Source organism: Arhodomonas sp. AD133 (assembly GCF_051195215.1).
Lineage (GTDB): Bacteria > Pseudomonadota > Gammaproteobacteria > Nitrococcales > Nitrococcaceae > Arhodomonas.
The window spans coordinates 1-14,549 of sequence record NZ_JBNAZM010000045.1 but is presented as its reverse complement, the minus strand read 5'-3'; the positions used below and the strand labels follow the sequence as shown (position 1 = coordinate 14,549).

Here is a 14,549-nt window from a genome sequence, read left to right as displayed (position 1 = left end):
CGCCAGTATGGCCTCGTGCGGGCGCGGCGGAAAGGCACCGGGCAAGATCGGCACAGCATTGCGCAAGGATGAGCAAGCGCTGAGGTGACGAGGCCGGATAGTGTTGGCGGTCCATGGACCGTTGGGGGACCACTGCGATGCCGACTACCGCCCATTACGCCATGACCGTGATCGCCTGGGGGCTGACGTGGACGGCGATCCACGTGCAGGTGGACTCGCTACCGCTGCCGGTATCGATTTTCTATCGATTCGCGCTTGCCGCGGGGCTATTGCTTGCTCTGACGGCGTGGAACGGTTCCCTCACGCGCGTGCGGCCTGGCGTTCATGGCTGGCTGGTGCTCCAGGGGGTGTGCCTCTATAGCGTGAACTTCCTGTTCCTCTATCAGGCCACCGCCTTGATTCCCAGTGGCTTCGTGGCAGTGGTGTTTTCCCTCGCCTCGTTGCTGAATGCCGGCAATGCGTGGTTGTTCTTTCGTCAGCGACCGCCGCTGCGCTGGCTCGCCGCGGCCCTGCTGGGCGCTGCGGGGCTCGCGCTCGTGTTCCACGACGAGTTCAAGTGGGCCGGCGGCGGCTGGCTCGGGCCGGCGTGCGCGCTCGTGGGAACGTACGTGTTCTCGCTGGGGAACATGGTGGGCGCGCGGGTCCAGCGTTACGGGCTCGGCGTCTTTCCGGCCAACGCCTATGCCATGAGCTACGGGGCGCTGCTGCTGGGCGCGCTCATTGTCGTGCGCGACCTGCCGGTGGCGCTACCCGCGGATGCCGGTTACTGGGGGGCGATGGCCTTTCTCGTGATCATCGGGTCGGTATTGGGCTTCGGCAGCTATCTGACGCTGGTTCGCCGCATCGGCGCGGCACGGGCCGGGTATGCGACCGTCCTCTTCCCGGTGGTGGCGCTGACGGCGTCGACCTGGCTGGAAGGGTACACGTGGACCCTCACGGCGGTCGTCGGTACTGCCATGGTGATTCTCGGTAACCTGATCATGTTCTGGCCCGCCGTGCGCCGGGATGTTCTGCGGCGCCGTCGCACGGCGAATACCGCGGCCGTCGAGGTGGAAGGCCGGGATGCCGAGGCGGGGTGACCGGCGAGTGGCGCGCGCCGTCGTGTCCGGCACTCATTGCAGCACGCCCAGTGCCTGGAGCTCCCCACGGAGGTCGGCGGCGCCGGCGAAGTGGATACCGGTCATGCCGAGATCGCGTGCGGCTTCGACGTTGGCCGGGCTGTCGTCGATGAAGACCGTGCCCACCGGCGTTACGCCGTAGCGGTCGAGCAGGCAGCGGTAGATACGCGGATCGGGCTTTACCAGTCCTGCCTCGCCGGAGACCACGATGCCCCGGAACCAGTCCAGGAACTCGTAGCGCGCCCGGGCGACGGGAAACGTCTCGTGGGACCAGTTGGTGAGCGCGTAGAGCGGCGCACCGCTGGCGCGCACATCGCGCAAGACGGCCAGCGTGTCGGCGTGGAGGCCACCGAGCATCTCCGGCCAGCGGTCGAAATAGGCGCTTATGGCGGATGCGTAACGTGGATACTGTGCTTGTTTCTCGCGTATCGCGTCGGCGAACGGTCGGCCCGCATCCTGGCGAAGATTCCACGCCGGCGAGCACACCTCGGCCAGAAACCATTCCATCTCCTCGGTGTCGTCGAAGAGCTTGCGATAGAGGTGTCTCGGATTCCAGTCGACGAGCACGCCGCCGAGATCGAAGACGATGGCGGGTGGCGTCTCGCGCTCGGTTGTCATGACAGCTCCTCGTGTTGCTTCTGCGCCACCGTCGCGCCGTGGCGCATCGAGGTGGATTCGGCGCCGGCGTGACGAGCCAGCAGGGCGATCACTGCGGCACACAACACCACCAGGCCGAGCCCGAGCGTGAGCGAAGTGAGCTCGGCGATGAAGCCGATCACCGGCGGGCCGACGAGGAAGCCACAGTAGCCCACGGTGGATACAGCCGCGAGTCCGTAGCCCGGCGGGATGCCCGGAACACGGCTGGATGCGGCGAACACGATGGGCACGACGTTGGAAAGGCCGATGCCCACGCTGGCGAACCCGAACAGCGCCGCTGCCGGATGCGCGATCATCAGGGCCGAGCCGAGGCCTGCTGTTGTCAGGCATGTGCCGATGCGCAACACCGCGACGTTCCCCAAGCGGTGGACGAGGGCGTCGCCGAAAAGCCGGCCGATGGTCATGGTCAGCGAGAACGCCGCGAAGCCCGCCGCGGCAAGTCCGGGGCCGGTGCCGATTTCACTGCGCATGTAGACCGCCGACCAGTCCAGCATCGCCCCTTCACCGAGCATGGAGCACACGGCGATCAGCCCCAGCAGCATGAGCACGCCGCGCGGGCGGGCCCATTGAGGTTCCTCGGCTGTGCCTTCGCCATGATCCGGCAGCAGCCGTGGCCCTGCGGCGATGGCCGCGACCGCCATGAGCGCGGTTACCGTCAGAACGTGTTCGCTCGCGGTCCAGCCGAGGGACAGCAGTACGCTGGCCAGTCCGGCGCCGGCGAGACCACCGATGCTGAACTGGGCGTGGAGCGAGGACATGATCGGCCGGGAATAGCGCCGCTCCACGGTGACGCCCTGGGCGTTCATGGCGACATCCAGCATACCGGTGACCGCGCCGAGTACCAGCAACGCGGCTATCAGCGCGGCCAGCGACGGCGCGAGGACGGGTGCCGGCAGCCACAGGCACGCGGCCACGGCGGCGAGCCGGGTGACACGGGCGCTGCCGAAGCGGTGTACCAGGTAGCCCGTGAGCGCCATTGCGAGAATGCCCCCCAGGGCGATGCTCAGCAGCGCCATGCCGAGCACGCCGGGGCCGATGCCGAGGCGCTGTTGCACGGTGGGAATATGGGGCGCCCACGTGGCGAGCACGGCGCCGGCGATGAAGAACATGGCGGCGGTCGCGACGCGGGCACGGCCCACGCTGTTGTGTTCAGAGCTCATACGTCTCCCCGGGCCGTGGCGCACTCGCCGGCACTGGTGACCGTGATCCCGGTGGCACGATAGGCCTCGAGCACGTCCGTACGGGTTTCGTCGGTGACGATGTGGGTGAGCTCCGACACCGGTGCGACCACGAACGAGGTCGCGGTGCCGAGCTTGTTCGCGGTCACGATCGCCATCACCTCGGCGGCGCCGTCGATCATACGGCGCTTGAGCAGGGCCTCTTGCCGCTCGGCGGTGGTGATGCCCATTTCCGGGTCCAGGCTGCACACGCCCAGGATGCAGAGATCGGCACGAACACGGCTAATGCCCTCCAGCGTTTCCGCCCCGGTTACCACCCAGGCTGTCTTGTTCATTTGCCCGGCGAGCATGTGCACCTGCGCGGTGGGATGGTCGGCGAGCTCGACGGCGATGGGCGGGCTGTTGGTGATGACCGTGATGCGGCGTTCGTGCGGCAGCTCACGGGCGAGCTCGAGTGTGGTGGTGCCGCCGTCCATGACCACCACCTGGCCGTCCTCGATCAGTCGCGCCGCCGCGCGCGCCAGCGCGTTCTTCGCCGCCGTCTGGCGCATGGCGCGCAGCGAGAACGCTTCCGTGGATGGGGCTTTCGGCAGTGCGCCGCCGTGCACCCGCTGGAGGTGCCCGGCCGCGGCCAGGTCCCGCAGGTCGCGGCGAATGGTGTCCTCGGAGACCTTCAGCTCGGTGCTCAGCGCGGCGGCGTATACCCGACCATCGCGCCGGAGCCGGTCGAGAATGCGGGCGCGGCGTTCTTCAGGAAGTCGTGACATTGCGTGTTTATGCGTGAATTTGCACGTTCGTGCACGTTATCGCGGCGCGCGCCGCGGCGCAAGCGGTGGGCCACGTGCGCGCTGCAAGCCGGCGGACGTTTACGCTTTCCGTGTTCGGTGTGTGCACTCCCCGTGCCCGCCAACAAGGTTTCCCGACCAGCGGTTCCGCCGAACCCGATCAGGGGCCGGCAGCCGGTTCGATACGACGTCGCGGCTTGACCGCAACCGTTCCCTCATCAAACTTGCCGTAATGGCGCCGATTTCCGCCGGCGCCCACGGAGGTTGGCACTATGCTCATTCGTGAGCTCGAGAAGGTGGCGCGTTCCGATGCCGCAGTGGATGTCGGTGACTGGTTGAGCCGTCGATTGGTGCTCGCCCGCGATGGTGGTGGCTATTCAATGCACGATACGGTGATGCGCGCCGGCAGCGAGACGCTGGTTCACTATCCCCACCATTTCGAATCGGCATACTGCATCGAGGGGGAGGGCGAGCTGGAGAGTCTCGTTGACGGGCAGCGGCATGCGATTCGCCCCGGTATCACCTACGTACTGGACAACCACGATCGTGTCTGCATCCGGGCGCGTACCGATCTGCGGCTGATCTGCGTGCTCTCGCCCGCGCTGACGGGCGCGGAGCGCCTGGACGAGGCCGGCGGTTACCCGCTGGCCGTCGGTTCACACCCGGCCCTGCGGAAGAAGAATGTATTCGTTGTGGGGCTCAACGACTTCAACCTCGGACGCCTGCAGTCCATCCGCAACGCGGAGAACTATAACTTTCTCAAACTCCTGGACCCGGACGACGTGCTGGAGCAGGAGAACTACGACATCGATCACATCCTCGAAAAGGCACGATCGCAGCTGCTCGCCTTTCCGGGGCCGGTGGACGGCCTGATTCACTACATCGACTTCCCGGTGAGCACCACGGTCCCCATTCTCTGCCGCGAGTTCGGCGTGCCGTCGGCGTCTCTGGAAGCCGTGCTCAAGTGCGAGCACAAGTACTGGAGCCGGCTGGAGCAGCAGCGCTGCATCCCGGAGCACATCCCGCGTTTTGCCGCCTTCGATCCGTTCGACGACGCGGCCCTGGACAACCTCAATCTGGACTTTCCGTTCTGGGTGAAGCCGATCAAGTCGTTCTCGTCGTACCTAGGCTTCAAAATCCGCAACGAACGCGACTGGGCGCATGCCATCAAGGAGATTCGTGCCCACATCGCCCGCTTCGAGGGGTCGTTCGACCGATTGCTGTCGTTCGTGGATCTACCCGCCGCGGTCGCCGACATCGGCGGCGGCAACTGTATCGCCGAGGGGCTCATCGGCGGACGGCAGTGCACCCAGGAAGGTTTCGTGCACAAGGGTGAGGTGCGCGTCTACGGTACGGTGGACTCCCTGCGCGAGCCCAACGGCTCGTCGTTCAGCCGCTACCAGTACCCGTCGCGCCTGCCCGCGCGGGTACGCAAACGCATGACCCGCATCGTCGAGCGTTTCATGGCGCATATCGGCTATGACAACGCGCCGTTCAACGTGGAGTTCTTCTGGGACGCGAACACTGACCAGATCTGGCTGCTGGAGGTCAATTCCCGCATCTCGGAGTCCCACGCCGATCTCTTCGCCAAGGTCGACGGTGCCTCCCATCACGAGATCGCCACGGATCTCTCCCTGGGGCAACGGCCACGGCTGCCTTACCGGGAAGGGGAGTTCGCGTGCGCCGCGAAGTTCTTCATCCGCGCCTACCGCGACGCAGTGGTGACGCGGGTGCCGGGGCGCGAGGATATAGACCGGGTCGAAAGGGAAATCCCCGGCACCCTTGTCAAGATCGTCCCGCAGCCCGGCCAGCGGCTCTCCGAGCTCATGGATCAGGACAGCTACAGCTACACCCTGGCCATTATGTGGATAGGCGCGAACTCGCCCTCGCAGCTGCAACGCCGCTACGAACGGGCGGTCGAGCTGCTCGAGTTCGAGTTCGATGAGCAGCAGGCCGCCAAGGGCGCCTGATCGTCGTCGACCGAACCGGTGATCGGTCTTGCCGGTTCGGTGCACGAATGCGCCGGGACGGGTTGGTCACACGGACGCCTTGCGGGTGCCGGAAAGCTGCAGCGCGCTCGGGTCGAGCTCGAGCAGCGATGCGGTGGTCCGTACCAGCGCCTGCGTGACCTTGAGTGTCGTGGTCAGCGATACCCATTCGTCCGCCGCATGTGCCTGCACGATGTCCCCCGGTCCGTAAAGCACCGTCGGTGTATTGGCGATGCGCACCCAGGCCGACATGTCGCAGCCGTAGGGAGCGCCAGCGATGTGGGGGCGTTCGCCGAAGGCGACCTGGCCGGCGTCGCCGAGATAGTCCACCAGCGGATGATCGCTCGGTGTTTCGGCCGAGCCGAAACCGGCGGCGCGCCAGTGAAGGCGTGGAGGATGCTCGGTCAGCCAGCGATCGTGAGAGAGTCCCTCGGTGAGAGCCCGCTCGAAACGTTCTTTCGCCTCGGCGGTGGTCTCGTTGAGGGTGACGCCGATTCGCAGCTCCACCTGGAGGCTGTCCATGACGGTCGATGACCAGGATCCGCCGCGGATCAGCCCTACGTTGGTGGCGTAGGGCAGTTGCAGCTCCTGCATCAGCGGGTGCGTCTCGTTGGCGTTGACGGCCGCTTCGGCATTGCGCAGGACTTCGTGCACGGCGAGGTAATGCTCCAGCGCGCTTTCGCCCTTGAGCCGCTTACTTGCGTGAGCGGCCGCACCGGGGATCTCGAGCAGGCAGGACATCGCCCCGGCGTGGGCGACGATGATCTCGGGATAGCCGTCACGGCAGGTGGGTTCGGTAACGATCGCGGCGTCCGCGGTCCATCCCCGGCGGATGGCCGCGAGGGTACCCAGACCGCTGTCCTCTTCGGCCGGCACGGCAATGAGCACCACACGGCCGGGGAAATCCCGTGGCCCCCGCGCGAATGTCTCGAACGCCTCCAGCGCGGCGGCAATGCCCGATTTCATGTCCGAGGCACCGCGGCCGTAAACGCGGTCGCCGTCGACGAAGCCGGAGTAGGGGTCGCGCGACCACTGCTCGTAATCCCCGGGCGGGACCACGTCCACGTGACCGGTGAGGAGCACGGTGGGTCCGGGGCGGGCGCCGCGGATCATGCCCGCGACCACCGGTACCCAGGCGCGCTCGACCTCGTGGCCGGGGTAGGCCGGGTCCATCAGGAGCCGGCCGATGCCGTCGTACCAGTAATCCACCTCAGCGCCGCCGTCACTGAGCCAGTCAGCGATATGGCGAATCGCCTGCTCTTCGTCCCCGGTGATGGACGGAATCCGCACGAGATTGACGAGCCGGTCGCGGATCCGGTCGCCGTCGATCAGGGTGGTTCGGTCTTTCATCGCAACCTCCCGCCTCAGACATTGTCCCGGGGCACGGTGATGTCCCAGTCGTCACGATAGACGGTGCGGCCGTTCTCCTGGGCCTCCAGCGAGGCGGTGATATAGAAATTGGCCGCGTCGGCGGTCATGATCGTGTGCGTGAACGTGCGCACGTTCCAGTCATCGCGACGGAAGCCGAGCACCCAGTGGGTTTCGCCGCGCGGTGAGTGCATGTCCTCGCCGCGGGCGGTGTAACGCTCGTGGCCCCGCTTCTCGATCTCGGTGCCGGTGTCTTCGAGCCGGTAAATGCCCTCGGAGTCCTCGACGTCCAGCGTGTAGGTGTCCTGCTCCAGGTCGTGGGTGATGTGCCAGGTGTGCCGGCTCGGTTCGAGCACGAGGTTGGGAGCCGGCATCGAGCCGGTGGGCTTGGCGAGCTCGGGGAGTTCCGCGTCCTGGGGCTGCGGTGGGCGCACCGGCAGCGTCAACGTGCTCGCACCGCTCCACACGGTCATGTGTACCCGTTCGGGCGGGGGCCACGCCACCGGCCAGTAGGAGGTGGACAGGGCCAGCCGGATGCGGTGGCCGGCGGGAAAGGCTTGCCCCACCTCGTTGAGATCCAGGCTGACGCGGTAACGCTTGCCGGGCTCCAGCGGCTGGGGATGCTCGTGACTGTCACGATGGGTGAGGTTGAGCAGGCCGTAGGTGACGCGGGTAATGCTGCCGTCCGGGCGCACGTCGCCGAGTCGGGCGGCTACCATCGCCACCGGTTGATCCACCGCGAGCGCCAGCTCGACCCGTGGAGCCCCGAGAATTTCCAGGTCTTCCTCGAGAGGCTCGGTGTCGAATACCAGCGAGCCGGCATCGTCGTCACGCTGGTCGCCGGAGAGGTCGGGGCCGTCGGCGTAGGAACACCACTTGCCGGCCATGAGACCGGTCCGCAGTGGCGAGGTGAAGGTGAGCTCCGTTTCGGTGACGGTCTCGTCGGGATCGGCGAGCCGTCGCTCGCCGAGGGGCAGGCGCCGCTCGATGACGTTCGGCGCCGGCCAGCCGAGCTCGCCGATCCACCGGCCCGGGCGTACCTCGTAACGCCGTGCGGGCGGGACACTGTCCATCATCCAGGCACGCAGCATGGGCTCGTCCATGATGCCCGTGTCCTTGCCCTTGAGCCAGTAATCCCACCAGCGCAGGCATTCCTGGAGGAAGCCGATGGCCGGCCCGGCTTCGCCGAGGTGAGGGTAGCGATGGCTCCATGGGCCGACCAGGCCCTTCCGGGGCGCGTCCAGGTTGGCGAGCATGCGAAATACCGCGTTGGAGTAGCCGTCCGCCCAGCCGCTGACGGCGTACACGGCGCATTGCACTTGGCTGTAGTCCTCGCAGACGGAGCCGTGTTTCCAGAAATCGTCGCGTTGCTGGTGACAGCTCCATTGCTCGAGCCACAGGCCGCTGCCCTTCAACCGTTCCAGCCACATGTCACGCCACTTGTCGCCGACGACGGCCGGGTCGGGTGGGCAGGAGTTGCCGGCGAACATCACCGAGGCCCATGAGAGGTTGTCCACGAGCATGCAGCCGCCCATGTAATGCACGTCGTCGGCGTAGCGATCATCCGTGGAGCAGACGGTGACCACGGCCTTGAGTGCCGGTGGCTGGAGAGCGGCGATCTGCAGGCCGTTGAACCCGCCCCAGGAGATGCCGATCATGCCGACATTGCCGTCGCACCACGGCTGGTCGGCCAGCCATTCGATGATGGCCACACCGTCGTCGAGCTCCTGGGGCGTGTACTCGTCGACCAGTACGCCTTCGGAGTCGCCGCTGCCGCGGATGTCGACCCGAACCGAGGCGTAGCCGTGGCCGGCGAAGTACGGGTGGTTGAGCTCGTCGCGTGGGCGGGTATGGTCACTCTTTCGGTAGGGGATGTATTCGAGGATCGCCGGCACCGGGTGCTCTTCGGCGCCTTCCGGCAACCAGATTCGCGCGGCGAGGCGCACGCCGTCGGCCATGGGGATCCAGACGCCGTCGAGCTCGCGGACTTCGTGTGGAAAGATGCTCACCCGTCGCATATGAATCCCTCCCGGTCTAGCGTTCGGATGTGGAAGCGCAGACGCCGTCGGCATTCGCGGTAGGCCTCACGCAGGCGCTGGGGGCTCGCTCCGCCCAGATAGATGAGCGCGAGCACGTAGCTGTAGCTGTCCTGGTGGGTCAGTGCGGATAGCCGAGTGCCCGGCTGCACGTGTGGCTCATAGGTGAACCCCGGGAATTCCGCCTGCAACGCGGTTATCTCGGCGGGTGGGGGCACGTCTTCGACGACGCCGTCACTGTAATGACGCAGGAAACAGCACGCGGCAAAGTTGTGCGGCCCGTGGCCGTGGGCGAACCGCGGTTCCCGGCCCAGCGCCACGTCGACGACGACCGCGTGATTGGATGCGCCGTCGACTTTCTCGAAGAGATCGCTATGGTGCTGCGCGATGCGCGTGTTGATTTCGAGCAGCCAGACCTGGTCAGCATGGCGATCCCAGAAGAATTCCACGTTGAACGCCGACTGATCGAAGCCGATGTGCGTGAGTACCCGCTCGGTGATCGCCTCCATGCGCCGGATGACCCGGTCGGGCAGGCGCGAAGGGTATTGGTAGCGGAGGAATGTGGAGGCGTTACGGGCCCGGATGGAGTCGATCACGCCGTGGAAGTGCACGGCGCCGTCGAACACGAACCCCTCGAGTGTGCACTGCCGGCCGCCGATGATCGACTCGGCGATGCAGAAGTGCCCATCCACGCGGGCTACCTCGTCCGGCAGCTCGGCGAGTCCGAGGATGTGATTGAACGGCTCGGCGAAAATGCCGATGTGCGCGCGTATCTGCTCGATAGCCGCGTGAAACGCATTGGCATCGTCGATGCGAAACCCGAGGAACGACCCCGCCGACTTGATGGGTTTGATCCAGAAGGGAAAATCGAGACTCAGCCCGGCGAGCGGATCGGGCTCGAACGGGTCGAAGACCTCGAAGCGCGGGATATTGTCGGGAACGACCTCCCGCTGGCAGAGGCGGCTCCAGTACTTGTGCTCGCAGCGAAGCAGCGCGGTGAGTGACGGCGCGCGCAGGCCGAAACGCTGAGCGAGTACGGGAATCATGGTGCTCACGGGGAAGTCGACGTAGCCGATTACCGCATCCACGGGCTCGCCGGAGCCCGCCATGCGTTGCTCTGCCCGACGGAGCATGTCCGCGACCGGGAAGTGATCCGCTTCCAGAATCTCCTGCGAATCCAGAACGCCGATGAATCGGCACTCTGCGGCGCCGGGGATGCCGCGAAGCTTGCGCAGATTGAAGTCGTCGAGCCCGAGGATGTAGACATTGTACTGGCGCACGGTTCGCCTCATCCGTTGGCTGCAAGGGTGCGTCGCTACCATGGCCGCACCGCTGTGTGTCTCACTCAGGCAAGCATAGTCGATGGTTACCGATGCAAGGCTGGCGGGGATGTGCCCGGCAGCGCACGGTCGGCGGCACTGACGGGCGTGGGGGGCATGGTGTAACATCGGCCGCCTTTCCCCGATTGCCGACGTACTGAAAGGGCCGTTTACCGATGGTCGAAGTGAACACCGTCAATCAAACCCTGGAAGACCTCAAGGGACGTGCCGAGTCCCTTAGGGGGTATCTTTGACTACGAGACGAAGAAAGAGCGTCTCGAAGAGGTCAGCCGCGAGCTCGAGAACCCGGACGTCTGGAACGATCCCGACCGCGCGCAGGCACTGAACAAGGAACGTGCTTCCCTGGAGCACGTCGTGGCCATTCTCGATCGGTTGCTCTCGGGCCTGGACGATGCCGTGGAGCTGGTGGAGATGGCCCGCGAGGAAGACGACGAGGGCACCCTCGCCGCGGTGGAGGCGGATCTCGCCGGTTTCGAGAGTGACGTCGCCGCGCTGGAGTTCCAGCGCATGTTCTCCGGCGAGATGGATGGCCAGAACGCCTTTGTCGACATTCAGGCGGGTTCCGGTGGCACCGAGGCCCAGGACTGGGCCAACATGCTGCTGCGCATGTACCTGCGCTGGTTCGAGCGGCGCGGCTTCAAGGCGGAGATCATCGAGCTCTCCGAAGGGGACGTGGCGGGCATCAAGAGTGCCACCGTGAAGGTCGACGGCGACCACGCCTTCGGCTGGCTGCGTACCGAGACGGGTGTTCACCGGCTGGTGCGCAAATCGCCCTTCGACTCGGGCAACCGCCGTCATACCTCGTTCGCGGCGGTATTCGTCTCCCCCGAGATCGACGAGGACGTGGAGATCGAGATCGATCCCTCGGACCTGCGCGTGGATGTCTATCGTGCCAGCGGGGCCGGTGGTCAGCACGTCAACCGCACGGAATCGGCGGTGCGCATCACCCACAATCCCACGGGGATCGTGGTGCAATGCCAGAATGACCGTTCCCAGCACAAGAACCGCGCCACGGCGATGAATCAGCTTCGCGCCAAGCTCTACGAGCTGGAGGTGCAGAAGCAGCGCGAGAAAGCCGAGCAGGTGGAGGACTCCAAGTCCGACATCGGCTGGGGCAGCCAGATCCGCAACTACGTGCTCGACCAGTCCCGGATCAAGGATCTGCGCACCGGCGTCGAGGTGGGCAACACCCAGGCCGTGCTCGATGGCGACCTGGATCAGTTCATCGAGGCGAGCCTCAAGGCCGGCCTGTGACGATGGGTCGGGCGCGATGAACACCAAAGATCACGACGGATGCACGAAGGCCACAGAGGGTGTGAGAGGCCTTCGGGCGCCGAGCTCCGGATGCCGCGTCTGCCTGGCGCCTTCCTTCGTGGTCTTCGCGCAACCTTGGCGTTCTTCGTGCTTCACCCGTTACCGCCACGCCTGAACAACTTGACGACAGACGAGTCATGACCGAGCAGCAGGACGAGAACAAGCTCATTGCCGAGCGCCGGCGCAAGCTTGCCGAGTGGCGCGAGACCGGGGCCGCTTTCCCCAACGACTTCCGCCCCGATGCCGAGGCCGGCGCGCTGCAGCGCGACTACGCCGATGCCGAGCGCTGGAGCAGCGATGCGCTGGAGGAGGCCGGCATCCGCGTGCGGGTGGCCGGGCGGATGATGGCCAAGCGCGTGATGGGCAAGGCGAGCTTTACCCACATCCAGGACATGTCCGGGCGCATCCAGCTCTTCCTGCGCCGTGACGACCTCCCTGAAGGCGTCTATCAGCAGTTCAAGGGCTGGGACGTGGGCGATATCGTCGGCGCCGAAGGCGTGCTCATGCGCACCCAGAAGGGCGAGCTGTCCGTGCGCTGCGACGATGTCCGGCTGCTCACCAAGTCCCTGCGGCCGCTGCCGGAGAAGTACCACGGCCTCACGGACATGGAGGCGCGCTACCGCCAGCGCTACGTGGACCTCATCATGAACGAGGACTCGCGGCGGACCTTCATGCTGCGCAGCCGCATCGTCCAGTACATCCGCAATGCCTTCAACGCGCGGGGGTTCCTGGAAGTCGAGACGCCGATGATGCAGCCCATTCCAGGCGGGGCCACCGCGCGGCCGTTCGTTACGCACCACAACGCGCTCGCCCGCGATCTCTACCTGCGTGTCGCTCCGGAGCTGTATCTGAAGCGCTTGGTCGTGGGCGGGCTCGACCGCGTCTACGAGATCAACCGCAATTTCCGTAACGAGGGCGTGTCCACGCGGCACAATCCCGAGTTCACCATGCTGGAGTTCTATCAGGCCTACGCGGATCACAACGATCTCATGGACCTGACCGAGGAGCTCCTGCGCGGGCTGGCGACCGAGGTCCTGGGCAGCACTCAGGTAACCTATCAGGGCGAGACGTTCGACTTCTCCGCGACCTTTCCGCGCATCTCGGTGCGCGAGGCGATCCTCGAGCACAATGCCGAGCTCACTGCCGGAGCGCTCGACGATCGCGCTCAGCTCGCCGCCTACGCCGACAGGCTCGGCATCGATGTGAAGGACAGTTGGGGGCTCGGCAAGATCCAGGTGGAGATCTTCGAGGCCACGGCCGAGGACAAGCTGCGCGCACCCACGTTCGTCGTGGAATACCCGAAGGAGGTCTCCCCTCTGGCGCGTCCGAAGGACGACGACCCGTTCGTTACCGAGCGTTTCGAGCTGTTCGTCGGCGGCCGCGAGATCGCCAACGGCTTCTCCGAGCTCAACGACGCCGAGGACCAGGCGGAGCGTTTCCAGGCCCAGGCCGCCGAGAAGGAGGCCGGCGACGACGAGGCCATGTTCTACGACGCCGACTTCGTCCGCGCCCTGGAGTACGGTCTGCCGCCCACGGCGGGCGAGGGCATCGGCATTGACCGCCTGGTGATGCTGTTCACCGATTCGCCGTCCATTCGCGACGTCCTGCTCTTCCCGGCAATGCGACCGGAGGCTTCGGAGTAGACACCGCCGCATCCGGGCCGGCCACGGCTTCGGCCACCGGCCTGGTAGCGCTGCTACCAGGCCGCTCGAAGACCGGTGTGGAATGCAGTAAAGTCGCCGAAGCCGGCCTATGGGGCGCGCCGGCGGCTCCCTTGCCGAGCGTCGTTGCTGCCACGCCTCGGCTGAGGGTATGTCGGAATGTTCGAAAAGGGATGCGATGGAACCAATGGACGGTGACAGGAAGGCTTCGGTCAATGTCGTCGCGCTGTCGGGCAGTCTGCGTGCGAATTCCTCCAATACGGCCTTGCTGGTCGCATCGCAGCGGCTGGCGCCGCCCGGGCTGGTGATCGAGCGATACCACGGTATCGCCGACCTGCCCCATTTCAATCCGGACCTTGCATCTGAACTGTTCGCACGTGACGGCAGTATCCGCGCGGAAGGGTGGAACGAACGCCACCCGGGTTACGCCGCTGTACGCGAACTGAACGCGCGCGTAAGAGCTGCGGACGGTGTGCTGATTGCCTGTCCGGAGTACGCCCGCGGTGTTCCGGGGGCGTTCAAGAATGCGCTGGACTGGCTCGTCGGCGGCGACGGCTTCGTCAACAAGCCATTCACCCTGTTCAATGCCTCCCCTCGCGCATCCCACGCGCAGGACGCCTTGCGCGTGACCCTCGAAACCATGTCGGGATGTTTTGCAGAGGAGGCCGCATTGGCCGTCCCGCTGCTGAATCGCGATCTCGATGCCAGTGACATCGTGGCGGACGAGGCCATTGCGGATCGCATCCGTCGTGCATTGGTGGCCTTCTCGGGCTTCATCGCCGAATGGCGGGTAGAGGCAGGCGTCTACGCCGATAATCCACGGTGAGCGGGGGGTGTCGACAACTAACCGGAGGCGCGATGGCTGCCTACAGGCACTGGCCTTTCCCCATTTATCTCTCTTTTCTGGTCCTCGGCTATCTGTCGCTCACCTCCCTGTATGGCGCGGGACGGCTTCTGCTGGAGACGTCCATTCTGCATGCGCTGGGGCAGGGACTGATCGGCCTCATAGGGGTAGGTGGGTGCATAGGTGTCGGGTCCCGGACGATTCCGTGGCTTTTTGTGAAATAGATCGGGCCTGTCAGCGTACCAGTGTTTCATCGCCTG

Annotated in this window: 11 protein-coding genes and 1 pseudogene; 6 read left to right on the top strand and 6 right to left on the bottom strand. The window is 65.9% G+C overall.

Annotation, left to right across the window (positions count from 1 at the left end):
- Positions 1-137 precede the first annotated feature (137 nt).
- Positions 138-1,079 carry a DMT family transporter gene (locus ACPEES_RS18730; protein ID WP_435105119.1) on the top strand — a complete coding sequence of 314 codons (942 nt, stop codon included), beginning with the start codon at positions 138-140 and terminating at the stop codon, positions 1,077-1,079.
- 33 nt (positions 1,080-1,112) lie between these two features.
- Here ACPEES_RS18730 and ACPEES_RS18725 read toward each other — a convergent pair whose 3' ends face one another.
- The 3 genes from ACPEES_RS18725 to ACPEES_RS18715 are packed head-to-tail and all read right to left on the bottom strand — an operon-like array spanning position 1,113 to position 3,720.
- Positions 1,113-1,736, bottom strand: a complete 624-nt coding sequence (locus tag ACPEES_RS18725) for an HAD family hydrolase (protein WP_435105118.1) — start codon at positions 1,734-1,736, stop codon at positions 1,113-1,115.
- A complete protein-coding gene (locus ACPEES_RS18720; RefSeq protein ID WP_435105117.1) occupies positions 1,733-2,935 on the bottom strand; it encodes an MFS transporter in 1,203 nt (400 codons plus the stop codon). Before ACPEES_RS18720 ends, ACPEES_RS18725 begins: the two co-directional genes overlap by 4 nt.
- Positions 2,932-3,720 (bottom strand): DeoR/GlpR family DNA-binding transcription regulator, encoded by a 789-nt coding sequence (locus ACPEES_RS18715; RefSeq protein ID WP_435105116.1) that lies wholly within the window; start codon positions 3,718-3,720, stop codon positions 2,932-2,934. Before ACPEES_RS18715 ends, ACPEES_RS18720 begins: the two co-directional genes overlap by 4 nt.
- Positions 3,721-4,010: 290 nt before the next feature.
- Here ACPEES_RS18715 and ACPEES_RS18710 point away from each other — a divergent pair.
- Positions 4,011-4,376: pseudogene (locus ACPEES_RS18710) on the top strand (ectoine synthase); the annotation flags it as partial.
- Positions 4,377-4,382: 6 nt separating this feature from the next.
- The gene (locus ACPEES_RS18705; protein WP_435105140.1) at positions 4,383-5,708 is read left to right on the top strand and encodes an ATP-grasp domain-containing protein; all 1,326 of its coding nucleotides are present in this window, start codon (positions 4,383-4,385) and stop codon (positions 5,706-5,708) included.
- Between the two features lie 66 nt (positions 5,709-5,774).
- On the opposite strand, the gene ACPEES_RS18700 is transcribed toward ACPEES_RS18705, so the two are convergent.
- Genes ACPEES_RS18700 through ACPEES_RS18690 form a run of 3 tightly spaced genes read right to left on the bottom strand, consistent with a single transcriptional unit; the run spans position 5,775 to position 10,410 of the window.
- A complete protein-coding gene (locus tag ACPEES_RS18700) occupies positions 5,775-7,076 on the bottom strand; it encodes a M20 family metallopeptidase (protein ID WP_435105115.1) in 1,302 nt (433 codons plus the stop codon).
- A 14-nt stretch (positions 7,077-7,090) separates the two neighbouring features.
- Positions 7,091-9,112 carry a CocE/NonD family hydrolase gene (locus ACPEES_RS18695; protein ID WP_435105114.1) on the bottom strand — a complete coding sequence of 674 codons (2,022 nt, stop codon included), beginning with the start codon at positions 9,110-9,112 and terminating at the stop codon, positions 7,091-7,093.
- Positions 9,100-10,410, bottom strand: coding sequence for an ATP-grasp domain-containing protein (locus tag ACPEES_RS18690; protein WP_435105113.1), 1,311 nt, complete (start codon positions 10,408-10,410; stop codon positions 9,100-9,102). The genes ACPEES_RS18695 and ACPEES_RS18690 overlap by 13 nt, the downstream gene beginning before the upstream one ends.
- A gap of 215 nt (positions 10,411-10,625) precedes the next feature.
- On the opposite strand from ACPEES_RS18690, the gene prfB reads away from it, so the two are divergent.
- From prfB to ACPEES_RS18675, 3 genes are all read left to right on the top strand, one after another.
- A protein-coding gene (prfB, locus tag ACPEES_RS18685; RefSeq protein WP_435105112.1) for a peptide chain release factor 2 occupies positions 10,626-11,724 on the top strand; the annotation gives its coding sequence in 2 pieces (ribosomal slippage) (positions 10,626-10,700 and positions 10,702-11,724; 1,098 coding nt in all).
- Positions 11,725-11,921: 197 nt separating this feature from the next.
- Positions 11,922-13,427, top strand: a complete 1,506-nt coding sequence (gene lysS / locus ACPEES_RS18680; RefSeq protein ID WP_435105111.1) for a lysine--tRNA ligase — start codon at positions 11,922-11,924, stop codon at positions 13,425-13,427.
- 109 nt (positions 13,428-13,536) lie between these two features.
- Positions 13,537-14,271, top strand: coding sequence for an NADPH-dependent FMN reductase (locus ACPEES_RS18675; RefSeq protein ID WP_435105110.1), 735 nt, complete (start codon positions 13,537-13,539; stop codon positions 14,269-14,271).
- The last annotated feature ends 278 nt before the right edge of the window (positions 14,272-14,549 follow it).